Origin of the sequence: Microbacterium sp. NPDC077184 (assembly GCF_040687055.1) — a bacterium.
In the GTDB taxonomy this organism is placed as follows: domain Bacteria; phylum Actinomycetota; class Actinomycetes; order Actinomycetales; family Microbacteriaceae; genus Microbacterium.
In genome coordinates, this window is record NZ_JBFBMM010000001.1 from 362,710 (window position 1) to 389,434 (window position 26,725).

19 protein-coding genes, 3 tRNA genes and 1 pseudogene are annotated in these 26,725 nt (G+C 70.7%); 15 read left to right on the forward strand and 8 right to left on the reverse strand.

Annotated features, from left to right (window positions below):
- Positions 1-163 precede the first annotated feature (163 nt).
- Positions 164-1,687, forward strand: a complete 1,524-nt coding sequence (locus tag AB0O93_RS01660; RefSeq protein ID WP_363339895.1) for a SulP family inorganic anion transporter — start codon at positions 164-166, stop codon at positions 1,685-1,687.
- Here the strand turns inward: AB0O93_RS01660 and AB0O93_RS01665 are convergent.
- Together AB0O93_RS01665 and AB0O93_RS01670 are read right to left on the reverse strand one after the other, a co-directional pair.
- Positions 1,681-2,910 carry a GAF domain-containing sensor histidine kinase gene (locus AB0O93_RS01665; protein WP_363339896.1) on the reverse strand — a complete coding sequence of 410 codons (1,230 nt, stop codon included), beginning with the start codon at positions 2,908-2,910 and terminating at the stop codon, positions 1,681-1,683. The genes AB0O93_RS01660 and AB0O93_RS01665 overlap by 7 nt on opposite strands.
- 7 nt (positions 2,911-2,917) lie before the next feature.
- Positions 2,918-3,406 (reverse strand): YajQ family cyclic di-GMP-binding protein, encoded by a 489-nt coding sequence (locus tag AB0O93_RS01670; protein WP_363339898.1) that lies wholly within the window; start codon positions 3,404-3,406, stop codon positions 2,918-2,920.
- Between the two features lie 280 nt (positions 3,407-3,686).
- Here AB0O93_RS01670 and AB0O93_RS01675 point away from each other — a divergent pair, with 280 nt between their 5' ends.
- The 7 genes from AB0O93_RS01675 to AB0O93_RS01705 all read left to right on the forward strand — a co-directional run bounded on the left by AB0O93_RS01675 (position 3,687) and on the right by AB0O93_RS01705 (position 11,181).
- Complete coding sequence (locus tag AB0O93_RS01675) at positions 3,687-4,943, forward strand: maltose ABC transporter substrate-binding protein (RefSeq protein WP_363339900.1); 1,257 nt, start codon at positions 3,687-3,689, stop codon at positions 4,941-4,943.
- 90 nt (positions 4,944-5,033) lie between these two features.
- Entirely contained in the window at positions 5,034-6,641 is a 1,608-nt protein-coding gene (locus AB0O93_RS01680; RefSeq protein ID WP_363339902.1) for an ABC transporter permease subunit, read from the forward strand.
- Positions 6,641-7,615 carry a sugar ABC transporter permease gene (locus AB0O93_RS01685; RefSeq protein WP_363339904.1) on the forward strand — a complete coding sequence of 325 codons (975 nt, stop codon included), beginning with the start codon at positions 6,641-6,643 and terminating at the stop codon, positions 7,613-7,615. Before AB0O93_RS01680 ends, AB0O93_RS01685 begins: the two co-directional genes overlap by 1 nt.
- The gene (locus AB0O93_RS01690; RefSeq protein ID WP_363339906.1) at positions 7,612-9,513 is read left to right on the forward strand and encodes an alpha-amylase family glycosyl hydrolase; all 1,902 of its coding nucleotides are present in this window, start codon (positions 7,612-7,614) and stop codon (positions 9,511-9,513) included. The genes AB0O93_RS01685 and AB0O93_RS01690 overlap by 4 nt, the downstream gene beginning before the upstream one ends.
- 70 nt (positions 9,514-9,583) lie before the next feature.
- Positions 9,584-10,084: an FBP domain-containing protein gene (locus AB0O93_RS01695; protein WP_053548131.1), complete on the forward strand. Its 501-nt coding sequence runs from the start codon at positions 9,584-9,586 to the stop codon at positions 10,082-10,084.
- Positions 10,081-10,998 (forward strand): PfkB family carbohydrate kinase, encoded by a 918-nt coding sequence (locus AB0O93_RS01700; protein WP_363339909.1) that lies wholly within the window; start codon positions 10,081-10,083, stop codon positions 10,996-10,998. Before AB0O93_RS01695 ends, AB0O93_RS01700 begins: the two co-directional genes overlap by 4 nt.
- Positions 10,999-11,096: 98 nt before the next feature.
- Positions 11,097-11,181: transfer RNA gene (locus AB0O93_RS01705), tRNA-Tyr, on the forward strand.
- 139 nt (positions 11,182-11,320) lie between these two features.
- On the opposite strand, the gene AB0O93_RS01710 is transcribed toward AB0O93_RS01705, so the two are convergent.
- Positions 11,321-12,457: a calcium/sodium antiporter gene (locus AB0O93_RS01710; protein WP_363339911.1), complete on the reverse strand. Its 1,137-nt coding sequence runs from the start codon at positions 12,455-12,457 to the stop codon at positions 11,321-11,323.
- A 97-nt stretch (positions 12,458-12,554) separates the two neighbouring features.
- On the opposite strand from AB0O93_RS01710, the gene AB0O93_RS01715 reads away from it, so the two are divergent.
- A complete protein-coding gene (locus AB0O93_RS01715; protein ID WP_363339913.1) occupies positions 12,555-13,883 on the forward strand; it encodes a DUF2304 domain-containing protein in 1,329 nt (442 codons plus the stop codon).
- 12 nt (positions 13,884-13,895) lie between these two features.
- Here AB0O93_RS01715 and AB0O93_RS01720 read toward each other — a convergent pair whose 3' ends face one another.
- Positions 13,896-15,497: an NAD(P)/FAD-dependent oxidoreductase gene (locus tag AB0O93_RS01720; protein WP_363339915.1), complete on the reverse strand. Its 1,602-nt coding sequence runs from the start codon at positions 15,495-15,497 to the stop codon at positions 13,896-13,898.
- 51 nt (positions 15,498-15,548) lie between these two features.
- Here AB0O93_RS01720 and AB0O93_RS01725 point away from each other — a divergent pair, with 51 nt between their 5' ends.
- The 4 genes from AB0O93_RS01725 to AB0O93_RS01740 all read left to right on the forward strand — a co-directional run bounded on the left by AB0O93_RS01725 (position 15,549) and on the right by AB0O93_RS01740 (position 18,105).
- Complete coding sequence (locus AB0O93_RS01725) at positions 15,549-16,343, forward strand: inositol monophosphatase family protein (RefSeq protein WP_363339917.1); 795 nt, start codon at positions 15,549-15,551, stop codon at positions 16,341-16,343.
- A gap of 280 nt (positions 16,344-16,623) precedes the next feature.
- Positions 16,624-17,862, forward strand: a complete 1,239-nt coding sequence (locus tag AB0O93_RS01730; RefSeq protein WP_363339919.1) for a peptidoglycan DD-metalloendopeptidase family protein — start codon at positions 16,624-16,626, stop codon at positions 17,860-17,862.
- A 63-nt stretch (positions 17,863-17,925) separates the two neighbouring features.
- Positions 17,926-17,997 (forward strand) — tRNA-Thr (locus AB0O93_RS01735).
- A gap of 34 nt (positions 17,998-18,031) precedes the next feature.
- Positions 18,032-18,105 (forward strand) — tRNA-Met (locus AB0O93_RS01740).
- A 356-nt stretch (positions 18,106-18,461) separates the two neighbouring features.
- Here the strand turns inward: AB0O93_RS01740 and AB0O93_RS01745 are convergent.
- The 4 genes and pseudogenes from AB0O93_RS01745 to AB0O93_RS01760 form a co-directional block, all read right to left on the reverse strand.
- Positions 18,462-19,220, reverse strand: a complete 759-nt coding sequence (locus AB0O93_RS01745) for a LysM domain-containing protein (protein WP_363339921.1) — start codon at positions 19,218-19,220, stop codon at positions 18,462-18,464.
- A gap of 43 nt (positions 19,221-19,263) precedes the next feature.
- Positions 19,264-20,283: an agmatine deiminase family protein gene (locus AB0O93_RS01750; protein WP_363340966.1), complete on the reverse strand. Its 1,020-nt coding sequence runs from the start codon at positions 20,281-20,283 to the stop codon at positions 19,264-19,266.
- Between the two features lie 32 nt (positions 20,284-20,315).
- The gene (locus AB0O93_RS01755; RefSeq protein WP_363339923.1) at positions 20,316-23,246 is read right to left on the reverse strand and encodes an aminotransferase; all 2,931 of its coding nucleotides are present in this window, start codon (positions 23,244-23,246) and stop codon (positions 20,316-20,318) included.
- Positions 23,247-23,593: 347 nt separating this feature from the next.
- Positions 23,594-25,267, reverse strand: a pseudogene (locus AB0O93_RS01760) (amidase); the annotation flags it as partial.
- A 152-nt stretch (positions 25,268-25,419) separates the two neighbouring features.
- Here AB0O93_RS01760 and AB0O93_RS01765 point away from each other — a divergent pair.
- Positions 25,420-25,992, forward strand: a complete 573-nt coding sequence (locus AB0O93_RS01765; protein ID WP_363339925.1) for a TetR/AcrR family transcriptional regulator C-terminal domain-containing protein — start codon at positions 25,420-25,422, stop codon at positions 25,990-25,992.
- 35 nt (positions 25,993-26,027) lie between these two features.
- Positions 26,028-26,666, forward strand: a complete 639-nt coding sequence (locus AB0O93_RS01770) for a hypothetical protein (RefSeq protein WP_363339927.1) — start codon at positions 26,028-26,030, stop codon at positions 26,664-26,666.
- Positions 26,667-26,725: the final 59 nt, after the last annotated feature.

Genomic DNA, 26,725 nt, shown 5'->3' on the forward strand with positions numbered 1-26,725 from the left:
ACTCCTCGTCCGACTCGCCGTAAACCTCACGTTACGGTAGAGTCTTCGCGTGCCGCGCTCTGCGGCATCCTCCCATTGTCTCCGACCGCGCTCGCGGTCCCGACGCATCGTCGCGTCCTTCCTCGATCGCCGTCGCGATCCCGCCCTCCACCCTGGAGCGTCCATGACCCGTGTCGTCCCCGTCCCCGATCCGCCGAGCCGGTATCGCATCGAACCCACCGTGATGCAGGCGCTGCGAAGCCCGCGGCTGCTCACCCGCGAGGCGCTCGCCGGTCTCGTCGTGGCGATCGCCCTCATCCCCGAGGCGATCGCGTTCTCGATCATCGCCGGCGTCGATCCGCGCCTCGGCCTGTTCTCCTCGTTCGTGATGGCCGTCGCGATCTCCTTCCTCGGCGGACGCCCCGCCATGATCACCGCCGCCACCGGTGCCATCGCGCTCGTGATCGCCCCCGTCGCGCGCGAGTACGGGGTGGACTACCTCATCGCCACCGTGATCCTCGGCGGGCTCATCCAGGTCGTCATGGCCGCGCTCGGCATCGCGAAGCTCATGCGCTTCATTCCGCGCAGCGTCATGGTCGGCTTCGTCAACGCGCTCGCGATCCTCATCTTCACCTCGCAGTTCCCGCAGCTCATCGGCGTCCCGTGGCTGGTGTATCCGATGGTCGTGGCGGGCCTGCTGATCATGTACCTGATGCCGCGCTGGACGAAGGTCGTCCCCGCACCGCTCGTGGCGATCGTGCTGCTCACGGCGGCCGCGGTGGTGTTGGCGATGAACATCCCGACGGTCGGGGACCAGGGGGACCTGCCGGAGAGTCTTCCGTTCCTCTTCATCCCGAACGTCCCCCTGACGTGGGAGACGCTGCAGATCATCGCGCCGTACGCGCTCGCCGTGGCTGTCGTCGGGCTCCTCGAGTCGCTCATGACCGCCAAGCTCGTCGACGACATCACCGACACCCACTCGCGGAAGACCCGGGAGGCCTTCGGTCAGGGCGGTGCGAACATCCTCTCCGGCCTCTTCGGCGGCATGGGCGGGTGCGCGATGATCGGCCAGACCATGATCAACGTGAAGGCATCCGGCGCACGCACGCGCATCTCGACGTTCCTCGCCGGCGTCTTCCTGCTGATCCTCGTGCTCGTCCTCGGCGACATCGTGGCGATCATCCCGATGGCCGCGCTCGTGGCCGTCATGATCATCGTCTCCGTCGCGACGTTCGACTGGCACAGCGTCCGCCTGTCGACGCTGCGACGGATGCCGAAGAGCGAGACCGCCGTGATGGTCATCACCGTCGTGTTCACGGTGTGGACGCACAACCTCGCCATCGGCGTGGGCGTCGGGGTGCTGGCAGCGATGGTCCTCTTCGCCCGTCGCGTCGCCCACTTCGTCCGCGTGCAGCGGACGGTGGACGACTCTGCGGCGGAGCCGATCGTGCGGTACGAGGTCGAGGGTGAACTCTTCTTCGCCTCCAGCAACGACCTGACGACGCTGTTCGATTACGCGGGCGATCCCGACCGGATCGTGATCGACATGTCACGCTCGCACGTGTGGGACGCCTCCACGGTCGCGGCTCTCGACGCCGTGGTGACGAAGTACCGCCAGCGCGGCAAGGAGGTCGTCCTCGAGGGGATGAACGACGCCACGACCCAGCTGCACGCGCGGCTGTCCGGAGGGCTCGGCGCCGGTCACTGACCGGATGCGACTCCGTCGGCCGGGGTGGTGGCGGCCGCCGCGTGACCCTCCAGGAGCGGCAGCGTCACCCAGACGGCGGCGCCACCCGCGGGGGAGGCGTCGATCCCGAGGCGTCCGCCGTGCTCCTGCGCGATGCGGCGGCACACGGACAGCCCGAGGCCGAGACCCTCGACGCCCTGCGCGCCGGCGCCGCGCTCCATCAGGCCCACCACGCGCCCCCGCTCGTCCTCCGGGATACCGGGGCCGTTGTCTTCGACACGGATGACGAGCGCGTTGTCGGTGCGCGTCGTGCTGACCTCGATCATCGGCGGGATCCCGGCAGCGGCGGTGAACTTCACGGCGTTGGCGATGAGATTCTGCAGGACGAGGCGGATGAGGGTCGCGTCGCCGAACGCGGTGCCCTCGACGGCGAGGCTCACGCGGGCTCCGCGTTCGCGCAGCGCCGTGTCGAGATCGTCGACGGCGGCGACGACGGCCTCGCGGATCGAGACCGGGCCGAAGTGGCGCGCGGCGCCGCCGATCCGGGCGTAGGAGAGCAGGTCGCCGACGAGGTCCGTCATGCGGCCGGCCGCGGCCTCCGCGCGAGCGAGGGAGGTGACGGCCTGCGCGGCTTCGTCGACCTCGAGGCTGTCGCTGGCGAGTTCGATGTAGCCGACGAGCGCGGTGAGGGGATTGCGCAGGTCGTGGCTGACCTGGCCGGCGAACGTGCTCAGCCGGTCGTTCGAGGAGCGCAGTTCGCGGCCCGCACGACGCAGCTCGAGGACGTCGACGACCTGACCGGCCAGGATGTCCATCGTCGACCGCTGTGCGGCATCCAGCTCCGCGACGTCCTCATCGAAGACGCAGAGCGTGCCGATGATGACGCCGTCCGGGGTGCGCAACGGGCTCGACGCGTAGAAGCGCACCCGACCGAGTTCGCCGGTGACGAAGGGGTTGTCGGTGAAGCGTTCGTCGTCGCGGGCGTCCGGCAGCACGATCTGCTGCCCGGAGAGGTACACCGCCGCGCACATCGAGTCCTCGCGGGCGCATACCGCGGCGTCGAAGCCGTGGGCGGCGATCTGATGCTGGAAGCGGTCGTCGATGATGTTGACGACCGCCTTGTCGACACGGCAGACGGTCGCGGCGATCCGGAGGAGACCTTCGAGGCTCGATGCGGGCGCCTCGCCGATCACGCCGTAGTCCGCGATCGCCTCGCGACGGATCGCCTCGTCGACGGATGTCATCGACGACTCAGCGGTAGTTGAGGAACTGCAGGTCGACGTCGAGATCGGCGGCCTTGAGGAGGCGGATGACCTCCTGCAGGTCATCGCGGCTCTTGGACTGCACCCGGAGCTCGTCGCCCTGGATCTGCGACTTGACGGACTTCGGCCCCTCATCGCGGATGAGCTTGCCGATCTTCTTGGCGTTCTCCTGCGAGATGCCTTCCTTCAGGGTCGACACGATGCGGTACTCGCGACCGCTCGCGACGGGCTCACCCGACTCGAGGCTCTTCAGGGAGATGCCGCGCTTGATGAGCTTGGTCTGGAAGACGTCGAGGACCGCCTGGGCCCGCTCTTCGCTGTTGGCCTTGATGAGGATCGACTCGCCGCTCCACGCGATCGAGGCGTCCGTGCCCTTGAAGTCGTAGCGCTGCTCGACCTCCTTGCGCGCCTGGTTCAGGGCGTTGTCCGCCTCTTGCCGGTCCACCTTGGAGACGATGTCGAACGAGGAATCAGCCATGCCGGGGAGTCTACCGGGGGAGGCCGCATCGACGCCGAGGTCGCGGCATCGCGCGGAAGTGAGCGCGCACATCTGACACCGCGTCTCATCTGCAAGCGGTTCCAGTACACCCTGCAGATCACGGCGAGATATCGATCCGAAATCCGCAGTTGCGGGATCGGGGGTGTCGGGTGACAATGTAAGCGCTTGCATCACGGCGAGCAGAAGAACGGTCTTCTCGGTGCTCAGCGCCGGCAGAAGCCGGTTCTCCACGAATCAGCACTTCAAGAGAGGCACACCGATGAAGGTGAACAGGAAGAGCGTGCTCGCACTCGGCGCGCTGGTGGCGAGCAGCGCGCTCGTGCTCAGCGGCTGCGCGAGCGGCGGCGGCGACACGGCCGACGGCGGCGACACCGGTGAGGGCAGCGGCGACGCGAACGCGATCACCGTCTGGGTCGACATCGAGCGCAAGCCCGCACTGGAGGGCGTCGCGGCATCCTTCACCGAGGACACCGGCATCGAGGTCGAGCTGGTGACCAAGGACTTCGCCACCGTCGACCAGGACTTCATCTCGCAGGTTCCCACCGGCAAGGGCCCCGACGTCATCGTCAGCCCCCACGACAAGCTCGGCGCCTACGTGGCCGCGGGTGTCGTGGCCCCGCTCGAGCTCGGCGACGTCGCCTCGGGCTTCGCGGAGTCGGCCATCCAGGCCATGACCTACGACGGCAACGTCTACGGCGTCCCGTACTCGATCGAGAACGTCGCGCTCGTCCGCAACGCGGATCTCGTCTCCGAGCCGAGCGAGACCTTCGACGAGGTCATCGCGAAGGGTCGCGAGGCCGGCACCACCTACCCGTTCCTCGTGGGCCTGTCGCCCGAGCAGGGCGACCCCTACCACCTGTACCCGCTGCAGACCTCGTTCGGTTCGCAGGTGTTCGCTCAGAACGCCGACGGCAGCTACGACTCCTCCAACCTCGTCCTCGGTGACGAGGCGGGTGTCGAGTTCGCCACCGCGCTGAAGCAGTGGGGCGCCGAGGGCATCCTCAACGCCAACATCGACGGAGACCGCGCCCGCGAGTTCTTCCTCGCCGGCGAGTCGCCCTACTACCTGACCGGGCCGTGGAACACCCCCGCGATCGCCGAGGCCGGCATCAACTACGTCATCGACCCGCTGCCCAGCGCCGGTGGCGAAGAGGCCCGTCCGTTCATCGGCGTCAACGGCTTCTTCCTCTCCAGCAAGTCCGCCAACGCGCTGGCCGCGACGAACTTCATCGTCAACTACCTCAGCACCGAAGAGGCGCAGCTCGCACTGTTCGAGGTCGGCGGCCGTCCGCCGGCACTGACCGCCGCGTACGAGAGCGCCGCGGCATCCGACCCCGACGTCGCCGCCTTCGGCGCCATCGGCCAGACCGGTGCCCCGATGCCCGCGATCCCCGAGATGGGTGCCGTGTGGTCGGACTGGGGCAACGCCGAGCTCCAGCTCATCAAGGGCGAGGGTGACCCGCAGGAGGTCTGGGAGACCGCTGCGACGAACATCCAGACCAAGATCGACGGCTGAGTCCTGCCGTCACAGGGCGGGTGGGGTTCTGCTCGAACCCCACCCGCCCCTACTCTGTAGCCCGACACTGCGATGAAGGAGCGTCCATCGATGGTCGACGCCAAGCCCGCCACAACCGCCGGCCGGTCCGGCACCACGTCCTCCGGACCGTGGGGTGACAACCCGTTCCACACCCCGTCGCGACGCCTCACCTCGGGCGGCATCCTCGCCCTCGTGGTGAAGGTCGTCCTCCTCGGCGTCATCGACGCCCTCACCGTCTTCGCCGTGTGGGTCCTCATCGCCACGGGTGACTGGGTGGCCGCGGGCATCCTGACGCTCGTCGTCATCGCGGTGAATGTGATCTACCTGCGTCCGGGGCTCCTCCCCGGCAAGTACCTCACGCCGGGCCTGGCGTTCCTGGCGATCTTCCAGGTCTTCGTCATCTTCTACACCGGCTACATCGCCTTCACCAACGCCGGCGACCAGCACAACAGCACCAAGGACGACGCGGTCGCCCAGATCATCAGCACGTCGCAGGCGCGCGTGCCCGACTCGCCCGAGTACACCGTGCAGGTGTTCCGTCAGGCGGACCAGTTCGGTCTTCTCGTGGCCGAGCCGGGCGGAACGCTCGCCTTCGGAACGAACGAGCAGCCGCTGGAGGACGTCACCGCCGCCCCCTCCGGGTGGGACGAGCTGAACCTCAACCAGGTGATCCGCTTCCAGGACGAGGTCCTGGCCCTGAACGTCCCGGTCTCGGACGACATCAACGACGGGACGCTGCGCACCTCCGACGGTCAGCGCGCGTTCATCTTCACCTCGAACCTCGAGTACGACGAGGTCGCCGACACCTTCACCAACACCGACACCGGGCTCGTCTACGTCGACGACGGCGAGGGCAACTTCCGCGCCGAGGACGGTTCGATCCTGACGCCCGGCTGGCGGGTCGTCATCGGCTGGGACAACTTCGCCTACGCCTTCACCAACGATCAGATCCGCGACCCGCTCCTGCGCGTGACGATATGGACGTTCGTCTTCGCGGCGGGCTCGACGTTCCTCTGCTTCGCGCTCGGCCTCTTCCTCGCCGTCGCCCTGAACCACCCGACCCTCAAGGGGAAGAAGTACTACCGGATCCTCGTGATCCTGCCCTACGCCTTCCCCGCGTACCTGACGGGTCTCGTCTGGGCGGGCATGCTCAACCAGGAGTTCGGGTTCATCAACCAGATCCTCCTCGGCGGTGCATCGATACCCTGGCTCGCCGATCCGTGGCTCGCGAGATTGAGCGTGCTCGTGGTGAACATGTGGCTCGGATACGGGTACATGTTCCTCGTGAGCACGGGCGCCCTGCAGTCGCTGCCGGAGGACATCGTCGAGGCCGGGAAGATGGACGGCGCCGGCGCGTGGCGGATCTTCCGCTCCGTGAAGCTCCCGCTCCTGTTCGTCGCCGTCGCGCCGCTGCTGATCGCCACCTTCGCGTACAACTTCAACAACTTCGGCGTGATCTACATGCTCACGCGAGGAAACCCCCGCTTCACCGACACCACGCTGGACATCGGTGCGACGGACATCATGATCACGATGGTCTACAAGGTCGCCTTCGGCGGCGGCGGAGGACGTGACCTCGGTCTCGCGTCGGCGCTGTCGATCCTGATCTTCATCATCGTCACCGTCGTCGCCGTGATCAGCTTCCGGCAGACCAAGGCACTGGAGGACCTGAACTGATGAGCGAGCGCATCGACCAGTCCGTTCCCGACGCCGCCCGCGTCGGGGTCGTCAGCCGCATCGGCGGCGTCGCGGGCCTGCCCGCCGACGACCAGCCGCCCACCCCGACGCGCCGGCGCCAGTCGTTCCGCCGGTGGTTCGCCGACAAGGGGTGGCGTCACGTCGTGGCGTGGATCGCGATCGCCTTCGCGCTCTTCCCGCTGCTGTACATCGTCTCGGCATCCCTCAACCCGATCGGCACCCTGACGGGCTCGAACCAGCTGTTCTCGGCGATCTCGCCGCGCAACTACGAGCGCCTCTTCACCGATCCGGCGATCCCGTACGGCACGTGGTACGTGAACTCGCTGATCATCGCGATCGTCACCAGCGTCGTCACGGTGCTCCTGTGCGCGCTCGGCGCATATGCGTTCTCACGCATGCGCTTCCGCGGGCGCCGGTTCGGGCTGATGACGCTGCTGGTGCTGCAGATGTTCCCGCAGCTCCTGGCGATCACCGCGATCTTCCTCCTGATGATCCAGATCAGCGACGTCTTCCCGGCGATCGGTCTCGGCACCCACGCGGGCCTCATCATGGTGTACCTCGGTGGCGCGCTGGGCGTGAACACCTTCCTCATGTACGGATTCTTCAACACCGTCCCGTCGGCGATCGACGAGGCGGCGAAGATCGACGGCGCCGGCCACGCGCGGGTGTTCTTCACGATCATGCTGCCGCTGGTCACCCCGATCCTCATCGTCGTGGGCCTGCTCACCTTCATCGGCATCATCGGCGAGTTCGCCATCGCGAGCGTCATCCTCACCGATCCGGCCACGCAGACCGTCGCGATCGGCCTGTTCCAGCTCGTGTCGGGCTTCCAGTCGCAGAACTGGGGTGTGTTCTCGGCGGGCGCGATCCTCGCGGCGCTCCCGGTGATGGTGCTCTTCCTGCTGTCGCAGCGCTACATCGCGGGCGGGCTGGTCTCCGGCAGCGTCAAGTGACGGATGCCGCATCCCTGCTGATCCCGCATCACGACGGATCGCCCCTGTACGTGTCGACCCTCGCGCCCGCGCTCGGAGAGACCGTGCGGGTGCGGATGCGGATCCCGCACGCGTGGGGACGCGCCGCGATCGTCCGCGCGCGATCGAACCCGGACCACGAGCCGGCGTGGACGGATGCCGTTCTCCTCGGTGCCCGAGAGGGATGGGACTGGTGGGAGGCCGAGATCGCCGTGGCCAACCCGCGCCACGGCTACCGCTTCATGATCCGTCGGGACGACGGTCGCGTGTTCTGGCTGAACCAGGCCGGTCTCCACGAGATCGAGACGCTCGACGCCGAGGACTTCGCCCTCGTGGCGCACCCCGCGCCGCCGGAGTGGATGTACGACGCGGTGATGTACCAGGTCTTCCCCGACCGCTTCGCCCGGTCGTCCGAGGCCGACGCCCACCCGACGCCGGAGTGGGCGATCCCGGCATCCTGGGACGACCCGGTGGACGTCCTCGCCCCCGGGCGGTCGCAGCAGCTCTACGGAGGCGATCTTCCCGGCGTCATCGAGAAGCTCGACCACCTCGTCGACCTGGGCGTGAACCTGCTGTACCTGACCCCCGTCTTCCCCGCCGCCTCGAACCACCGCTACGACGCGTCGAGCTTCCTGACGGTCGACCCGCTCCTCGGCGGAGACGACGCGTACGTCCGTCTCATCGAGGAGGCCCATGCCCGCGGCATCCGCGTCATCGGAGATCTGACCAGCAACCACTCCGGAGACCGGCACGAGTGGTTCCTCTCCGCGTACGGCACGCCGGCAGCACCCGCGGAGGAGTTCTACTACTTCACCGATGAGGGCAACACCGAATACGTCTCGTGGCTCGGGTATCCGACGCTGCCGAAGTTCAACTGGGCCTCGGAGAAGCTCCGCGAACGGTTCATCTCCGGACCCGACTCGGTCGTCGCGACCTGGTTGAAGCCGCCCTACAACACCGACGGCTGGCGGATCGACGTCGCGAACATGACCGGGAGGCTCGGCGACATCGATCTCAACGCCGAGGTGCGGCAGCTCCTGCGCGAGACGATGATCGCGATCAACCCCGACACCCTGCTGCTGGGGGAGTCGACGAACGACGCCGTGAGCGACCTGCAGGGCGACGGGTGGCACGGCGCGATGACCTACCCCTCGTTCACCCGGCCGCTGTGGGCGTGGCTGAGCGATCCGCGGCCGACGGCGTACCGGAACGCCGAGGGCGACGAGGTCACCGAGCCGTGGTTCTTCGGCCAGCCGATCGGCGGCATCCCGCGCTACACCGCGGCGCAGTTCGTCGATTCCGTCACGCGGTTCGCGGCAGGCGTCCCCTGGCGGGTGCGGCTCGGCACCATGCAGCCCCTCGACACCCACGACACCGCGCGCTTCGCCACGCACGCGGGGGAGGGGACGATTCCCCTTGCGGTCGGGCTGTCGATGACGCTCCCCGGCCTTCCGGTCGTCTACGCCGGTGACGAGTTCGGCGCGGTCGGGGTCGACGGCGAGGCCAGTCGCACGCCGATGCCGTGGGGCACCGAGGACGAGCCCGAGGTCGCCGCACGCATGGGGCTGTACCGCGACCTCGTGCACCTCCGCCGCGCGCACCCCGCACTCGCCGGTGGCGGACTGCGGTGGGTGCACGTGGACGAGGACGCGGTGCTCTTCGTCCGGGAGGCCGCCGAGGAGTGCATCCTCGTCCTCGCCGCGCGCGGCGACGTGGAGATGACCGTGCCGGCGGACGCGGTGCCGGATGTCGAACAGGCGCAGGCGCTGTACGGGACGGCCGCGCTGGACGCGGCATCCGACGTCGTGACGATCGCCGCCCGCGGTCCGGTCTTCGCCGCGTGGGCTCTACCCGGGGTGCGGGTGCCGTCCGGCGGGTGACGTTGCGGGTGGAAGGCGCGGACGCCGGGGCGCGGGGAGGTTCGTAGACTGGGTCGGGCGAGGAGGTGCCATGCGCCCACTGACCGAAGACGACGTGCGTTCCCATTTCGTCAACGCCACCCCCGATGAGCTGCGGATCGTCGCCCTGCCGACCGATTTCGTGCTGCTCGACTGGTTCCACCTGGACTTCCTGGCGTGGCGCGACCCCCGCACCCGCGGTCGGGGATACCTCTTCGTCGAGATCGACGACGAGCCGCGCGGCATCGTGCTGCGGGCCGCGGAGGGCAGCTCGCACGCGCGCTCGGCGATGTGCAACCTCTGCCACACGATGCAGCCGGCCGATCAGGTGGTGATGTTCTCCGCGCGGCGCGCGGGCGCTGCGGGCGAACGTGGAGACAGTGTGGGAACGTACATGTGCGCCGACCTGTCGTGTCACGAGAACGTGCGACTTGCCGCGCCGCTCGCGCCGAGCGAGATGCGGGCGAGCGTGGACATGCGCATCGACGGAACGCGTCGGCGCACCGAGACCTTCGTCGGACGAGTGCTGGAGAGTGTGGGGAGCAGGGCATGACGGAACGGATCGTCGTCGTCGGAGACGCGCTGATCGACGAGCTGCGCGACGACACGGGCGTGCGCGAGTTCGTGGGAGGCGCGGCGCTGAATGTGGCCGTGGGGCTGTCGCGACTCGGCGTGCCCACCACGCTCCTCGCGATGGTCGGGGACGACGAGCCCGGCTCTCGGATCCGTGCGTACCTCGCCGACTACGGCGTCGACCTGGTCGCGACGCCGTCTCTCCTCGGCACCGCCCGCGCCGTCAGCACGCGATCCGGCGGCGGCGAGCCCACCTACGTCTTCAACGAAGCGTCGCAGAAGCGCCGCATCCGCTTCGGTGACGCGGAGCGCTCCGCGATGGCGGATGCCGCCCTTGTGGCCGTCAGCTGCTTCGCGTTCGACGACTCGGAGCAGACCCGGGAGTTCGCGGAGGCGGTCGCGGCATCCGGGACTCCGCTGGCGATCGATCCGAACCCGCGCGAGGGCATGATGCACGACCGCGCCGCGTTCGTCCGCGGTTTCGAGGCGCTTGCCGCCGACGCCGCGCTCGTGAAGGTCGGCGAGGACGACGCGACGCTGCTGTACGGGGAGCCGCTGGACGCGCTGCGGACCCGGCTCCTGGAGCTCGGGACACACTCGGTGCTCGCGACCCAGGGCGCCGCCGGAGCGTCGGTCGAGGCGGCGGGTGTCACCGCGACGCGGCCGATCTCGAGCCTTCCGGGCCGGATCGTCGACACGATGGGCGCGGGGGATGCCGCGTTCGCGTCGACCCTTGCGTCGCTCGCGCACGGGCGTCCGCAGTCCGAGGAGGAGTGGGGTGAGGTGCTCGAGAAGGCGATGGATGCCGCCGCGGCGACCTGCCGGTTCGAGGGGGCTCTGCTGCGTCTGCCGTCCGCGCTGGAGGACACCGACCTCGACGCCATCGGCACCTGATCCCCGCACCGCATCCGATTTCCCGAGAGCGGCCTCGGGAGAGTAGGATCGGTGATCGCGCCTCCGGTCGACTGTACAAGCCGGGCGGGTGCGCACCCGGCGAGTTACCCAAGCGGCCAAAGGGATCTGACTGTAAATCAGACTGCTCAGCATTCGGGGGTTCGAATCCCTCACTCGCCACCATTTCGAAGGGCTCCGCATCGCGGGGCCCTTCGTCGTTCCCCCCTCCTCACGGGCTTCAGTGGCGCCTTGACGCGGGTGCGCGGGCCGACGACCCGCGTGAAGGCGCCACTGAAGCCCGGGTGTCGCGGAACGCAGCGGGTCAGGGGGCGGGGGCCTCGCGGCGGCCTCGGCGGAGGCCCACCTCGTAGGCCGTCACGGCGATGAGGGTGACCGCGAGGAGCGGGAGCACGAAGAAGAGCATCACGATCGAGAAGCCGCGCAGGGCGTCGTGCTCCACCGCGGCGAGGATCAGGTACGCCGTGTACGCGACGTAGAGGGCGACGAACACCGCCCCCTCCCACCGCGCGACGGTGAACCCGGTGAACGCGATCGGCACGAGCGCGACCGCGGCGGCGATCATCAGCGGGACGTCGAGCGAGATCGCGGCATCCGGCACGGGGATGCCGGCGGGGAAGAAGATCGCGGGGAGGCCCAGCACGACCCCGATGTTGAAGATGTTGCTGCCGACGATGTTGCCGACGGCCAGGTCGCGCTCGCCGCGGCGTACGGCCGCGATCGAGGTCGCGAGCTCCGGGAGGGAGGTGCCGATCGCGACGACGGTGAGGCCGATCACCAGGCTCGAGACGCCGAACCCGGTCGCGATCGCCACGGCTCCGGTCACGAGCAGGTCGGCTCCGAACACGAGCAGCCCGATGCCGGCGAGGATGAGGATGATCGGGATCAGGTACGACAGGACTCCGGATGCCGGGGCCCGCCGTGTCCGCACCGGGCCGGTCGCCAGGCGATCGGTGGCTCCCGCGGCATCGTCGGGTGCGGCATCCGGGTCCTTCTTGCTCATCGTGAAGCTCAGCACGACGTGAGCGACGGCGGCGGCGAAGAGGATCACCCCGTCGATCTGCGTGATCTCGCCGTCGAGGGCGAGGACGAGGAACAGGAGGCTGATCCCGACCATCACCGGGAGGTCGAACTTCACCAGGCGGCGCTTGACCGCCAGCGGCAGGAAGAGCGCCGAGAGGCCGAGGATCAGCAGCACGTTGGCGATGTTGCTGCCGACGACGTTGCCGACGGCGAGGCCCGGTTCCTCGTCGATGACGGAGCCGATCGTCACCGCCAGCTCGGGTGCGCTCGTCGCCGCCGACACGATCACGAGCCCCACCACGAGAGGGGGGATGCCGAGTCTCGTCGCCAGGGTCGAGGCGCCGCGCACCAGCACCTCGCCGCCGCCGATGAGCAGGATCAATCCGAGCAGGACCCGGCCGATGTCGAGGAGCTCCACGTCGCGATTCTAGGGGCGGGAAGAGCGGGTCGCCGCCGAGAAGCACGCATGTCAGGATGGGACGGCGGGTCGCGGCCCGCGGACGAGAGGACGGACCATGTCGCAGCCCGATCAGCAGGTGCTCGAGCCCTCGCGCGCCGACGCCCAGACCTCCCCGCTGCTGCGTGCGGCGATCTGGGTCGCCATCGGTGCGCTCATCGCCGCGGCGCTCGTCTGCGTCGTGTGGGTCCTCATCGGCGAGCAGAACGGCATCGTCGGACGGGCGTTCCTCACGATCCTGCTGCTGGCGGGCTTCGCGGGGGTCGCGATCCTCGACGCGCACCTCGCCCCGCGCCGTCCCGCGTGGTTCGCGCTGGCGAGCATGGCCACCTGGATCGTCACCCTCCTCATCGGAGCCGTGATGATCTGGATGCCCGAGCGCTACTCGTGGAGCGGGGTCGGGCGTTTCCTGCAGTTCCTCTTCATCGTGCTGATCCTCCAGCTCGCCCTCCTCCACGTGCGCCTCTACCTGAAGGCGCTCGAGCGGTACGTGACGCGATTCACGCAGATCGTGGCGTTCACGACCATCGGCCTCGTCGCGCTCCTGGCGGTGCTGCTGATCATCCCGCTCATGCTCTCGGAATGGGTCGACTTCGCCGACATCTACTGGCGCATCGTGGTGGCCACGGCGATCCTCGGCGCCGTCGGCACCGCTCTTCTCCCGCTCGTGAACGCCCTGTTCGCGCCGCGCAGGCCGCGGCGCGTCGCCGCGGCGCCCGCGCCGGGCTACCCCGGCGGTCCGGCGTACGGCGCCGGGTTCGGGGCGCCCGGTGGGTACGGTGCACCCGCCGCGGGCGCGGCCTACGCCGGTGCGCCGTCCGCGCCCGCCGCTCCGTCGTTCTCGGCGCAACTCCCGGCGGCTCCCGAGCCCTATCGTGGACCGGCGGGTGCCACCCCGGTCGACCAGACCGCGGGAACGGATGCCGTGCCGCCGGCGCCCCAGGGGGAGCAGCCGCATCCGGCCCGCTCCGTCGTGACCCACGCCGCGGTCCAGCAGGCGCAGGCCGCGGCCGCGCAGGCGGCGGGGGAGCAACCCGCACCCGACGCGGGACCCTCGTCCGAGCCCGCCCCGACCGAGTCCGCCCCGGCCGAATCGACTCCGACCTCCGCCCCGGCCGCCGCCCCCGCGGCATCCGCTGAGTCGGAACTGCTGCCGTGGCCGATGTTCGCCGACGGGGTCACGCCGCTGCCGATGATGCCCGACGGCTCGCCCGACTTCGCCGCCTACCAGACCGGCCACCCGAGCCCGGGCGCGCACGTGTTCGCGCCCGTATCGCCTCCGCCCCCGCCCGAGGCGCCCGCACCGGAGGCTCCCGCGCACACCCCGCCGCCGGCAACCGGGTACGACGGCTTCCCGCCGCCGCCTCCGCTGCCGCCGCGCGGCTGACCTGACCGCCGGTCAGCGGCCCGCGAGGATCTCGAGGGCTGCGTGCGCCGCGCTGTGGCCACCGAGGCCGCTGACGGCGCCGCCGCGACGCGATGCGGAGCCGCACACCAGGATCCGGTCGTGGGCGGTGGCGACACCCCATCGTTCCGCGGGGGTGTCGAGGGCCTCGTCGTCTTCGGCCCACGGCCACGAGAGGTCGCCGTGGAAGATGTCGCCACCGGTCATGCCGAGGCCCGCCTCGAGGTCCGCGGTGGTCTTCGCCTCGACGCACGGTGATCCGTCCGGGGCCTCGAAGACGCAGTCCGCGATGGGCTCTGCCAGCACCGCGTCCAGAGATCGCTCCGCCGCGGCCAGCAGGTCGCGTCGCGCGGTGTCGCGATCGCGTCCCGCCACGAGTCGGTGCGGCACGTGCAGACCGAACAGGGTCAGCGTGTGCGCCCCCGATGCGCGCAGCTCCGGTCCGAGGATCGACGGATCGGTGAGCGAATGGCAGTAGATCTCCGCCGGCAGCGGATCGGGGATCTCTCCACCCGACGCCCGCGCGTGCGCCGCATCGAGCTGGCTCAGCGTCTCATTGATGTGGAACGTCCCCGCGAACGCGGCCTCGGGGGCGACCGTGGCGTCCCGCAGACGCGGAAGGCGCCGCAGCAGCATGTTGACCTTCACCTGCGCGCCCTCCGGGGACGGCGCTGAGGCGGCATCCGTCGTCGGCGCCCCACCCGCGCGGAGGAGTGCCGCGAGGACACTCGGGCCGACCCCGCTGAGCACCAGCCGTCCGCGGACGGTTCGAGGGTGCTCCCCGGCGATCTCGACCTCCCCCTCGGGAGTGACCGAGACCACCTCGGCGCGCGTGCGGATCTCCGCACCGGCTCCGCGGGCCGCCCGCTCCAGCGCGTCCGTGACCTGCCCCATGCCACCGACGGGCACGTCCCAATCGCCGGTGCCGCCGCCGATCACGTGGTAGAGGAAGCACCGGTTCTGCCGGAGACCGGGACCATCGGATGCCGCGAACGTGCCGATCAGCCCGTCCGTCAAAGCGATCCCGCGGGCGATGTCGCTGTCGTAGGACGCCCGCAGGAACTCGCCGAGCGGTCGCTCCACGATCCCCTCCCACAGGGCGGCATCCGTCACGCGGTGGGCGATCTCGGAACGTCGCCGGAGCGGCTCGGTCATCGTCGGGAAGACGGATGCGGCGAACGGACCCAGTCGCGCCCCGAACCGTGCGTGCCGCTCGGCCTCCGTGGCAGACCCCGTGACGCGCGCGAACGAGGACGCGGTGGCAGCGGCATCCTGCGTGTCGATGAGGATGCCGCGTGTGGGATCGAGCGGATCCGGCGTGTAGGACGAGTAGCGCCGTCGCTTCAGCGTGAGGGCGAGCCCCAGGTCGTCGATGATCCGTCGGGGGAGGAGGCTCACGAGGTAGGAATAGCGCGACAGCCGCGCCTCCACCCCCGCCCAGGGCTGCTCCGAGACCGCGGCGCCGCCGGCATGCGCGAGCCGTTCGAGGACCACCACGCTGTGCCCCGCGCGGGCGAGATACGCCGCGGCCGTCAGTGCGTTGTGTCCGCCGCCGATGATGACGACATCGTGGGTGTGGCCGAATCCGCCTGTCATGGACCCACGCTAGCGCCGGGGTCCACCGCGCGCCCGCAGTAGCGTGGAGGCATGGCATCCGATCGCGATCTGCACGACCTCGCCCTCGACATCGCGCGGGAGGCGGGTGCTCTCGCGCTCCGGCGCCGCACCGAGGGCGTGGCGATCGCCGCGACGAAGTCCGCGCTCGCCGACATCGTCACCGAGGCCGACCGGGAAGTCGAGGCGCTCGTCCGCAGCCGACTGGGCGCTGAGGCGCCCGGAGACGGGTTCCTCGGCGAGGAGACGGGGGCGGAGGTCGGCGAGAGCGGCCTGACGTGGGTCGTCGATCCCATCGACGGCACCGTCAACTACGCGTACGGTATGCCGCAGTACGCGGTGAGCATCGCCGTCGTCGCGGGTGAGCCCGACCCCGACCGATGGGAGGCCGTGGCCGCCGCGGTGTACGCGCCCGCGGTCGACGAGATGTTCCACGCCGTCCGGCAGGGCGGGGCGTACCTCGACGGTGCGCGCCTGCGGGTGGCGGAGGTCACGGATGCGGGCGGCCTCATCGCCACCGGCTTCGGCTACGACCCGTCCACCCACGCCGGCGACCTCGCCGCGGTGGGCCGTGTGCTGCCCCTCGCGCGGGACCTCCGGCGTGCCGGCGCGGCATCGCTCGATCTGTCGTACGTCGCCGCCGGGCGCCTCGACGGCTACTTCGAACGCGGACTGCAGCCGTGGGACCACGCGGCCGGTGCCCTCATCGTCCGGGAGGCCGGGGGCCGCTTCGGTCGCGGTGACGCCGACGCGGCGGGGCGTGTCCTGAATGTCGCGGCGGCACCGGAGCTCTACGACCGCCTGTTCGCGGCCGCGCTGCTGCCGTGAGCGGCTGCGCGATCGGGCGTGTGTACATCGCATTCCCAGGTCGCCGGGGGTAGTGTTTACCCGATCGTTATCCTTCCGTGCCCGTGCGGAACGAAACGACATCCCCCCATCTGAGATGACCTCCGTCGCGCCTGCGACACGACTGAGAGCCTTTCGTTTGCCCCTCGATTCACCCCAGGCTGAGCCCGCGCCCACGCGGCGCTCCCGCCGACTCCCCGCGGCACCTGCGACCCCCGACGCGGCCGTTCCGGTCCCCTCCCGCGCGGAGCGTCGTCGCGCCGTGACCGCCGAGTCCACGGCATCCGTCTCGCTCCCCGGCGACGCGGTGCTCATCGAGCTCGACGTCGCCCCGGTCGACGACGTCGCCCCTCACGCGGCGGAACCGGCGGATGCCGTCCAGGACGAGCCCGCGACTCCGGCGCCCGTGCCCGAGCGCCAGGCCGAGCCCGCCCTGACACGGCGCGCGCGCCGCGCCAGGCGGACGTCCGAGCCCGCCGTCGAGCAGCTCGTCGTCGACGAGGTCCCCGCACCCGCCGCCCAGACGACCGCGCACGACCCTGCGGCCGTCGATCCGGAGCTCCTGGAGAGCGTCGTGGATTCCGCCGCGGCTGAGTCTCTCGTCGACGCGGATGCCCCGGCTGACGGTCCCGTCGAGGACGAGTTCGAGCGGGCCGCGCGCCTCTTCTGCTTCACCGGCGAAACCCCCGTCGCCGCCGCCGCGACCGCTGGCTCGACGCCGCTCACCATCACCGGCGCGCATGTCGTGCCGACCCGGGGCCGTCGTTCCGGACGTTCGGCGTTCCGTCGCGTGGCCACGGCATCGTTCTCCGTCGGCGTGTTCGGCATCGTGGGGTTGATGGCGGTCGGTATGACCACCCCGGCCGAGGCGGTCGCCGCGGCGTCGACCCCGACGTCCGCCGTCGCCCCGGCGAACATGACGGTGTCCTCGAGCGCGATCGACCCCGACGAGATCCAGGCCTACGTCGCGCCGTCCACCGCCGAGAACGACTCGTTGGAGCGCACGGAGAGCTACTCCACGCAGACGATCGCGGAGTTGGCTTCCGAGTCCGGCATCCAGAACTTCTCGAACTTCTTCTACAACGATCCCAACGGCGAGATCCAGTGGCCCTTCCCCGTGGGCGTGTCCATCAGCTACGGCTTCGGGATGCGGTCGGGCAGCATGCACGAGGGACTCGACTTCGTCCCCGGTGACGGTGCGCCCATTCAGGCGATCACCGACGGTGTCGTCCGCGTGGCCACCAGTGCCGGCGGCGCCTACGGGGTGCATGTCATCATCGATCACGAGATCGACGGCCAGCTGGTCTCGAGCCACTACGCGCACATGCAGTACGACTCGCTCCAGGTCGAGCCCGGGGACACCGTCACGGCGGGCACGATCATCGGTCTGACGGGCAACACCGGGCGTTCGTTCGGTGCGCACCTGCACTTCGAGATCCTCATGAACGGCACGACCGCGATCGATCCGCTTCCCTGGTTGCGCGAGCACGCGGGAGGCTGAGCCGATTCAGCAGGATGCCGTGATTCTGGTATCCTCGTGGAGTTGCCTGCGCGCAGGTGACATGCCCCGATAGCTCAGTGGCAGAGCACTTCCATGGTAAGGAAGGGGTCGTCAGTTCAATCCTGACTCGGGGCTCGCAGCATCTCGTCCGACCGGCGGAATGCGTCGCGGCGGGGTAGCTCAGTTGGTGAGAGCGCACGACTCATAATCGTGAGGTCGCGGGTTCAAGCCCCGCTCCCGCTACAGGAAAAGCGCCCCCCCCGAGGGGCGCTTCTTTCGTTTCCAGGGCGGCTCGTGCGCCGCCCGTCGCGTACCGAACTCCTCCGATCCGCGCGCCGCGGGCCGGTTTCGGGGCCTCGGGGCGGGTTCGGGCCCGGGTTTGCGGAGTTGGGCCCGCGGTTCCGGCGAGCCCGGGGTCGGGCCGGGCCTCCTGTCGCCGAACCCATGAGGCGGCTCCTGTGCTGCCCGCCGCGTACCGAACTCCTTCGATCCGCGCGCCGCGGGCCGGTTTCGGGGCCTCGGGGCGGGTTCGGGCCCGGATGTGCGGAGTTCGGCTCGGGATCGCCGGCGGCGCGGGACGGGTCCCGGTGCGGCGCCGGCTACGCGAACATGTGGCGGAGGACGTCGAGCCTGTCCAGCTCCAGCGCGCGGGCGACGACGTTCGCGTGGTCGGGGTTCGGGAACAGGGCGGCGAGGTCGTCCTCGAAGATGCGGCGCATCGCGGCGATGTCGCCGGCCTGCGCGGCCGCACTCATCGCCTCCACGGCATTCTGATAAGGGATCTGCTGATATCCCGCGGGCGCGTGGGGCGGGCTGAAATACGGGATCCACGGCAGTGCCTTGTTCGGGCGCAGGAGAAGGACGTCCCCCGGCTGGATCATCCTGGTGTGGTTGAGCGTGTCGATGGCGTGCGGGTTCGCGATGCAGAATCGGTCGCTGATCGCGTACAGCGCGTCGCCGGGCGCGACTGTGTACGTCACCACGCGCCCCTCCTCGTCCAGCCCGGCTTCACCGGCGGCGAACTCTCGGACGCCCTGATCGGCGAGCTCGCCGTACAGCCAGGCGTTCATCTCGCCCATATGGATCCAGGCGGCCTCGTCGCAGTCGCCCGGGCCTCCCGCGGGGATGGAGGTGCCGTTCCCCACGCTCACGAGTTCCTCGGCCGCCGTCCCGGGCTCCGTGCCGTCGAGCGTTCCACCCTCCGACGGGCTGGGGGATGCCGCGGGCTCGGCACCGACCGACGCGAGGCGGGCAGCCGCCCATCCCGCGGCGTCCATCACGGGCGGAGCGGCGAGCACCATAAGGCCCGCGACGACCATCGCCGAGACGGCGATCGTGATCTTCTGTGCCCGGTCCATCGGACCGAGCCTCCCACGGATGCCGTTTTCCCGCGAGTGGTGATCAGCCGACGGCGGGCTGCTGCTGGGTGATGCAGTGGATGCCGCCGCCGCGGTCGAAGAGCGGGCGCGCGTCGACGGTCACGACGCGGCGACCGGGGTAGGCGGCGGCGAGGATGTCGCGGGCACGGGCGTCGCCGGCGTCCTCCCCGAATCCGCAGGCGATCACACCGCCGTTGACGGCGAGATGGTTGACGTAGCTCCAATCGACCCACCCCGAGTCGTCCCGCAGGGTGGCCGGGGCGGGGAGCCCGGTGATGGTGACATCCCGACCCCGGGCGGCGAACGCCGCCTCCAGCTCGCCGCGGATCTGCCGCGACACCGCGAAATCGGGGTGGTCGGGATCCTGCTGCTCGTGCAGCAGGACGTGATCGGGGGAGGTGAGGGTGGCGACGATGTCGACGTGACCGTTCGTGCCCATGTCGTCGTAGTCGCGGGTGAGGCCGCGGGAGAGCCAGATCGCGTCGGTCGCGCCGATCGTCCGGGCCATCTCGGATTCGACCCGCGCCCTGTCGGCGAACGGGTTCCGGCGCGGATCGAGCTGCACCGTCTCGGTCAGGAGCACCGTGCCCGCACCGTCCACGTGGATGCCGCCGCCCTCGTTCACCAGCAGCGAGTCGATGACCTCGATACCGAGGTGCTCGCCGACGAAACGGCCGATGAGGGCGGACTTCCGCCATTCGGCCCAGTTCGGTGCCCCCCAGCCGTTGAAGATCCAGTCGACCGCGCCGAGGGTTCCGGGGCGCGCGTCGTCGACGACGAACGTCGGGCCCATGTCGCGCATCCAGAACTCGTCGATCGGCGCTTCGATGATCTCGACCTCGCCGCTCAGCATCCGCCGCGCGCGGGCCATCTCGGTCGGGTCGACCACCATCGTCACCGGCTCGAACTCGACGATCGCATGCGCGACCGCCGTCCACGCGGCGTAGCCCTCCTCGCGCTCCCGTGCGTCCTCACCGAGCGTGAAGCCCTCGCGGGGGAAGGCCATCCACGTCCGCTCGTGCGGATCCGTCTCGGCCGGCATCCGCCAGTTCGGGGTGTCGAGGGGGCGCGAGGTCACCATCCGGTCTCCAATGTTCGGGCGAGCGCGTCGGCGAAGAAGTCGACGGAGTCCTTCGTCACGCACAGCGGGGGTTTGATCTTCAGGACGTTCTGGTGGTCGCCGGTGGGCTGCATGATCACACCCAGCTCGAGCAGCCGGTCGCAGATCGCGGCGGTCTCGGCGGTGGCGGGTTCCCGGGTCTCCCGGTCCCGCACGAACTCGACGCCGAGATACAGGCCTGATCCGTGGACACGACCGATGATCGGATGCCGTGTCCCCAGGTCTTCCAGACGTGCGGCGAGGTGCGCTCCCACGTCGCGGGCGTTGTCCTGCAGTCCCTCCTGCTGGATGACGTCGAGCACGGCACCGCCGATCGCGGCGGAGACCGGCGAGCCCCCCGTGGAGGAGAAGAAGTAGCCCTGCGTGCGATAGCGCTCGGCGATCTCGCGGCGGGTGATGACCGCTCCGAGCGGATGCCCGGCACCGATCGACTTCGCCACGGCGACGATGTCGGGGACCACCCCCTGCTCCTGGAAGCCCCAGAACCAGCGCCCCAGCCGCCCGAAGCCGACCTGGACCTCGTCGGCGATCGCGAGGCCGCCGTGCCGGCGCACCGCCGCGTACACCTCCCGCAGGTAGCCGGCGGGCAGCGCGACGCCGCCGGCGTTGCCGAAGTACGTCTCGCAGACGAACCCGGCGGGGAGGACCCCGTCCGCCACCATCCGATCGATGTCGGCGACGGCTTCCGGTGCGTACCGCGCGGCATCCGCATCCCGGTGCTCGCCGCGGTACGAGTTCGCGGCGGCGACCGTGTGCACCCAGTCGGGTCGCGTCTCGAGCGCGAACGGATTGTCGGCGATCGAGGTCGAGACGGCATCGCTCGCGAATGTCCACCCGTGGTACGCCTCGCGCATCGCGACGACGTCGCGGCGGCCGGTCGCGGCCATCGCGAGGCGCAGCGCGAGGTCCACCGCCTCGGATCCGGAGTTGACGAAGAACACCGTGTCGAGCTCGTCGGGGAGGGTCGCGGCGAGCTTCTCGCCGTACTCGGTGATGCCGCGGTAGTGGAAGCGTGAGTTGGTGTTCAGCAGGTGCATCTGCCGCGTCGCCGCCGCCACCACCCGCGGGTGGGCGTGCCCGACCGACGCGACGTTGTTGACCATGTCGAGGTACACGCGTCCGTCGATGTCGACGAGGTATTCGCGCCACCCGCGCTCGATCTGCGGGGGTGCGGTGTAGTAGTGCTCCTGCACGTCGGCGACGACCCGGTATCGGCGCGCGAGCAGATCACCGGACGGATGCCGCGGCGCCGCGCTTTCGGGAAGGCCGAGCGCCGGAGCGACATCACCCGTGACCGCCCGCCAGGCGGACGCGAGGGCCGGGACGACGCGCGCCGGCGGCTGCCGGGTACCCGAACGGAATCGGCGGGCGAACAGGCGCGTCCGCGCGGGAAGTTCTGCCGCTGTCGCGTCGGCGGGGAGGCCGGTGATCGTCACCGTCTCCCGTCCGTCGGTCCAGGTGAGCGTGCCGGCGGCGACGGTCGCGCCTTCCGCAGCCGCCGCGGTGAGCGGGGTCGGCTCGGCCAGCCAGATCGTCGCGCCGGTCGGCACGGTCGCGGGGGCCGAGGGGGTGCGCGGGGACGCGCCGGTGAGCACCGCCTCCCACGCCGGGAGCACGCTGCACGTGGCGCCCGCATCGAGCGCCGCCACCGCGGCACGGTCGAGCGCACCCTCGTCGAGCCACGCGCCCTCGTCGTTCAGCTCCGACATGGTCCCCGCGTCGAGGATCGCGACCTCCCCGGTGAGGGCCACCAGCGGTGTACCGTGCCAGCCGCGATCTGCGACGCCGCCATCGGGCGCCTCCTCATCGGGCGCCTCCCCGAGCGCGGCGCGGATCGCCGCCGTCATGACGGGGATCGGCACCGCCGTCGCGGTCTCGAAGATCCGGTATTCGCGATCGAGGGCGCTCGCCGCGTAGTCGTTGGCGTCGTCGATGCGCACCTGCGCCCGTCCGCTCAGCACGAGGACGACACCGCGGAGCACGACGAGCGGCCACACCGCGGCGATCTCGTCGGAGGTGAGCGGCCGACGGACGTGGAACGCCCGAAGGGCCGGGAGGGGCGACAGCGCATCGGCGCCGTCGTGGTGGAGGACCGAGGAGACGGTGGTGGCGATCTCGCCGACCCGCCACGATGCGGTCACGTCGCCGAAGTCGATGACGGCATCCGGAAGCGCCCCCGGCTCAGGCCGCAGCACGTTGTCGTCCGTGATGTCGAAGTGTCCGGCCTGCACCGGGAGCCGGTCGGCGATCGGGGTCAGCGCCGCCGCGGCATCCGTCGTCGCCGCCCGCAGGGTTTCCCGCACGGCCTCGTCGGTCTCGCCGGGGAGGAGCGCGTCGATGACGCGGAGGGCGTGCCGCGCGTCCCACTGCAGCACCCGGGACGTCGCGGGGTGGGTGAAGCCGTCGAGGGCGACGCTCACCCGCGCGGCCAGCTCGCCCAGGCGTCCGACGACGGCGGGGGAGAGGTAGCCCGAGCCCATCAGGGTCGATCCGGCGATGTTCTCGAGCACCCGCGCGTGGACGCGGCCGCGCGAGGAGTCCCACCAGGCGCTCATCGGGCCGCGGGGCCCGGCGACGATCCGGGGGACGCGGAGCGTCGGGTCGTGGACGGCGACGCGGGCCGCGGCACGGTCCTGGAGGTCGATCTCGGCCTCGCTGAAGGCGGGGTTGCTGATCTTCAGCACCCCGAGCGGCTCGTCCGAGCCGCGCGCGAAGACCCGGAAGTTCTGGTCCTGCTGGCTGCCGAGCGAGCGGAGGTCGATTTCGACGCCGAATGCCTGGGTGAACAGGCGCCGCACCTCGTCGTCGCCGAGCGAGGGCGTCGGCAGCTCGACGTGCGCGAAGTAGTCGAACGGCGCGGCGGATGCCGGGGTGGTGTCGGTCACAGCGGTGCGCCTTCCGTCGATCCGAACGCCCCCGCAACGGCACCGTCGGCGTCGCGGGCGACGAGGACGACGAGCGGTCCGAAGGGAGGTAGCCATTCGCTGAACGCGACGGTATGCGCGTCGGGGTCGAGGGGATGCGAGCCCGTGATGCGCTCGCCGTCCACGGTCACCGCCGCCCGGACGCCGTCGACGTACGCGATCACATCCGCGGCGGTGGCGCCGCTGAGGGTGCCGGAGAAGGACACCACCGTGTGATCGACGTCCCGGTCGACCCGGACCGAATCGAGACGGATGTCGAGTCCGCTCGTGGCGACGGGCATCCCGGCGGGGAAGACCGCTTCGTCCGGGAGCACCGGCGTGCGCGGCGGTGAGGTGCGACGTGCCCCGAGCGCCGTGACGGCTGCGGCGAGCTGCAGCAGACGCGCGTCGGCGTAGGCGGGGCCGGCGAGGGTGACGCCGACCGGCATCCCGGTGTCCGCCAACGTCCCCATCGGCACGGTGACCGTCGGGATGCCCAGGTGGCGCGGGACGAGGTTGCCGTTGGAGACCCAGACACCGTTCCGCCACGCGACGTCGGCGGACGCCTCGTTCACGTCGGCGTCGGCGGGACCGACGTCGGACTGGGTCGGGAAGATCACGGCGTCGAACCCTTCCGCCGCCATCCACTCCTCGAGGTCGACCGCGCGCGTGTGCTCCAGGCCGCGGAGTCCCTGCTCGACACTCGGGATCTCGGGCGGGGTGCGTACCCCGGACCGCGCGGCGTCGACGTAGTCGCCGAGGTCGTAGGCGATGTCGAAGGGGAAGATCCCGTAGCGGTCCGGGAGGGCGCCGGTGGGGTGGGGGAAGATCTTCGCCGCGTCGACGTCGGCGAGGCGGTTCAGGCGAGGATCGCCGTTCAGGCGGAGGAAGGCGTCGAACGCCCACACCGAGAGCGCGCCCACCTCGTCGGCGAGGAACTCCCGCGGCACGAAACCCCGGTCGACCATGTCGCGGCTGTCGGCGCGGAGCTTCTCGTACCTGTCCACGGCGGGGAGATCCACCTCGACCACCTCGGCGCCCGCGCCCTCGAGCTGGGCACGCAGGCCCTCCCAGAGCGCCATCACGGAGGGCCGGGTGTCGATCGGGAGCGCGGTGTCGCGGTCGGCGTTGACGTAGATGCGGGGGACGGCGAGGCGGATGCCGGTGAGGTCGGCGGCGGGGAGCTCGGCGAACGAGGGCGGACGGACATCCGACGGCGCCGGCAGCGGGATCCACGGCTGCGACCGCCACAGGTCGCCGTCGGTGATCGGGTCGTCGACGACCACGGCGTCGAGGATGTGCGCGAGGTCCTCGATCGTGCGAGCATGTGGGACGACCACGTCCATTGTCGGAACGAGCGGCCAGTTGCCGCGCACCGAGATCATGCCGCGCGACGGGGTGTACGCCGTCAGCGCGTTGTGCGAGGCCGGGGCGCGGCCCGACGACCAAGTCTCCTCGCCGAGGCCGAATGCCGCGAAGCTCGCGGCAGTGGCCGTGCCCGATCCGTTCGACGACCCCGAGCCGAAGGCGGAGGTGAGGTACTCGGCGTTGTAGGGGGATTCCGCGCGCCCGTAGAGCCCTCGCTGCATGCCGCCCGCCGCCATCGGGGGCATGTTCGTCAGGCCCAGGAACACGGCGCCCGCCTCGCGCAGACGCGCGACCGCGAACGCGTCGTCCTGGGCGATGAGGTCGGCGAAGGCGGGGGAACCGGAGGCGACCGGGAGGCCCGCCACGCAGTAGCTGTCCTTCGCGGTGAAGGGGATGCCGTCCAGGATGCCGCGGGATTCGCCGCGCGCCTGACGCTCGTCGGCGGCCCGCGCTTCGGCGAAGGCCCCGGGGTTCAGCACGATGACGGAGGTCAGCGCGATCCCTGATCGGTCGTAGAACGCGATTCGGTTGAGGTAGCGGGCGACGAGCTCGACGCTCGTGGCCGCGCCGCGCCGGAGGGCGGCACTCAGCTCGGCGAGGGACGCCTCGACGACCGTCGGCAGAGGTGCGATCATGGGGGTAAACATACACCGTATGTTTTCCGCGCCGCCACACCGTTTTCGAGACGACGCGTAAGCTCGGCCGCGACCTCGAGGAGTCCGTCATCGCCAGACCGCCCCGCCCGCTGCTCAGCCGCGAGCTGATCGCGCAGACGGCGCTCGCCCTCGTGGACCGTCACGGCGTCGAGGGCGCGAGCATCCGCCGGGTGGCGACGAAGCTCGGCGTGAATCCCACGTCCCTCTACAACCATGTTCCGAACCTCGCGGCCATGATCGAGGACGTCCGCTCGCTGGTGTCGGCGCGGATCGACTCGCGGCCGCTGCGCGAGATGGCGTGGGAGGAGGGCCTCCGGGAGTGGGCGCGGTCCTACCGGCACGCGTTCGCCGGGCATCCACGCGTGGTGCCGCTCCTGATGACCAACGCGGTCAAGGCGCCCGTGCTCCTGGCGGAGTACGAGGACTTCGCCGTCGCGGCGCGCGCGGTCGGATGGTCGGATCGCGACATCCTCCCGTTGCTCACGGCGTTCGAGTCGTTCATCCTCGGGAGCGTGCTGGACATGTCGGGCCCGGCGATCGTGTTCGATCCACGCGGACAGGAAGCCGACCTCCCCGCCTTCTCCGCCGCCTTCGCGACGCTCGCCGACGAGGACCCCACCGATCCGATCGCCACGCGTGCGTTCGAGATGGGCCTCCGGATGCTGATCGCGTCGGCGCGACCGGGGACGAACCCCGGCAGCTGACCGCGCGCGCTCGCCGCGAGTGGCAGATTGGGGGTATGCGTCCGTCCCGAGCGTCCCGCGTCTCTCGCGGATTGCTCGCCGCCGGAGTCGCGACCTTCGTCGCCCTCCTCTCGCACGTCGCCGCCGGTGGAGCGATGCCCGGGTGGCTCGGCATCCTCCTCCCGCTGGTCCTCGCGGCCGCCGCGAGCACCCTCCTCGTCGGCCGTCGTCTGTCGGTCTGGCGCTTGAGTCTCGCCGTGGTGCTGAGTCAGGCCCTCTTCCACGTCCTCTTCGTGCTCGGGGCGGCCCCCGTCGCGGGTGTCGGCGCAGCCGCGACGACCCACGCCCACGGGCATGACCACAGCGGCATGACCTCGGCGCTGTCGGCCGCCGAGCCCGCCGTCACGGGGGCGATGCTGCACGGCGACGCGATCATGTGGGTGCTGCACGCGCTGGCGGCCGTCGTCACCATCGCCGCGCTCCACCGCGGCGAGCGCGCGTGCGCGATCCTCCGCCAGACCGCGGCGGATGTCGCCCGGTGGGCGCGCCGCCTCGTTCTGGTCGCCCTGGTCTTCGTGCCCGTCGCCCCGACGCGCACGCCCGCGATCGCCGCCGCAGCCCCGCTCGGCGCGGTCGCCGACGTCGTCCTCTCCGCCGTCCGCCGTCGCGGACCCCCTGTCGCCACCGTGCTCTGACACCACCGCGTTCCGCCGGAACGTCGGTGCGACCGCGTGCCGTGGTGCGCGCGTCGATG

Excerpts from the sequence above, each read along its gene's own strand:
- AB0O93_RS01715 (WP_363339913.1), top strand. The coding sequence starts at position 12,555 with ATGTCGCAGCCCGATCAGCAGGTGCTCGAGCCCTCGCGCGCCGACGCC.
- AB0O93_RS01670 (WP_363339898.1), bottom strand. The coding sequence starts at position 3,406 with ATGGCTGATTCCTCGTTCGACATCGTCTCCAAGGTGGACCGGCAAGAG.
- AB0O93_RS01660 (WP_363339895.1), top strand. The coding sequence starts at position 164 with ATGACCCGTGTCGTCCCCGTCCCCGATCCGCCGAGCCGGTATCGCATC.
- AB0O93_RS01675 (WP_363339900.1), top strand. The coding sequence starts at position 3,687 with ATGAAGGTGAACAGGAAGAGCGTGCTCGCACTCGGCGCGCTGGTGGCG.
- AB0O93_RS01745 (WP_363339921.1), bottom strand. The coding sequence starts at position 19,220 with ATGGACCGGGCACAGAAGATCACGATCGCCGTCTCGGCGATGGTCGTC.
- AB0O93_RS01720 (WP_363339915.1), bottom strand. The coding sequence starts at position 15,497 with ATGACAGGCGGATTCGGCCACACCCACGATGTCGTCATCATCGGCGGC.
- AB0O93_RS01725 (WP_363339917.1), top strand. The coding sequence starts at position 15,549 with ATGGCATCCGATCGCGATCTGCACGACCTCGCCCTCGACATCGCGCGG.
- AB0O93_RS01695 (WP_053548131.1), top strand. The coding sequence starts at position 9,584 with ATGCGCCCACTGACCGAAGACGACGTGCGTTCCCATTTCGTCAACGCC.
- AB0O93_RS01665 (WP_363339896.1), bottom strand. The coding sequence starts at position 2,910 with ATGACATCCGTCGACGAGGCGATCCGTCGCGAGGCGATCGCGGACTAC.
- AB0O93_RS01770 (WP_363339927.1), top strand. The coding sequence starts at position 26,028 with ATGCGTCCGTCCCGAGCGTCCCGCGTCTCTCGCGGATTGCTCGCCGCC.
- AB0O93_RS01750 (WP_363340966.1), bottom strand. The coding sequence starts at position 20,283 with ATGCCGGCCGAGACGGATCCGCACGAGCGGACGTGGATGGCCTTCCCC.
- AB0O93_RS01680 (WP_363339902.1), top strand. The coding sequence starts at position 5,034 with ATGGTCGACGCCAAGCCCGCCACAACCGCCGGCCGGTCCGGCACCACG.
- AB0O93_RS01700 (WP_363339909.1), top strand. The coding sequence starts at position 10,081 with ATGACGGAACGGATCGTCGTCGTCGGAGACGCGCTGATCGACGAGCTG.
- AB0O93_RS01685 (WP_363339904.1), top strand. The coding sequence starts at position 6,641 with ATGAGCGAGCGCATCGACCAGTCCGTTCCCGACGCCGCCCGCGTCGGG.